This window comes from Vibrio sp. 2134-1, from assembly GCF_033339495.1.
This window is the reverse complement of sequence record NZ_JAWOUS010000907.1, coordinates 1-529: the sequence shown is the minus strand read 5'-3', so window position 1 is coordinate 529 and position 529 is coordinate 1. Positions and strand designations below refer to the sequence as shown.

The 529-nt window shown below is 47.6% G+C and carries 1 protein-coding gene; it reads right to left on the bottom strand.

Translation table 11 applies throughout. The features are described from left to right. A partial coding sequence (locus R7R78_RS29200) for a methyl-accepting chemotaxis protein (protein ID WP_225474976.1) occupies positions 1-529 on the bottom strand: 529 nt, incomplete at both ends.

The following is a 529-nucleotide window of genomic DNA, read 5'->3' as shown; positions in this document are numbered from 1 at the left end:
CATTGAGAGCCAACAAGTTGGTTTGCTCAGCAATGTTGCGGATGACATCCAAAATTGAGCCAATTTGACCACTCATCTTTTGCAGTTCAGAAACGGCAGACACAGACTCGTGAAGGCGCGTTTCTAGCTGATTGATGGTCGAAATGTTGCTACTCATGACATTTCGGCCTTCTTCGGATGCAGACTCAACACGTTGAACCATTTCCAAAGAGCCTTGAGCGCTTTGCGCAACTTCTTGAACCGAGTGAGACATCTCGGTCATAGCCGTTGCCACGTTGGCGGTCTGCTCACGTTGTGCATTCAACTTAGATTGCGCTTGAGAAGACGTTCGTTCGTTGGTTGTCGCGGTCGAGGCTAAGTTTTCTGATGCTTCATTTAGCTTCACTAGAATGTCGTGCAAGCTGTCCGCTAACGTGTTGATATGGCCACTAACGCGGCTGAACTCGTTGTTAAAGCGAATATCAATACGTTGCGTCATATCGCCTTTAGTCAGGCTCTCTAGCGCATTGAGAATACGTGTTAATGGCTC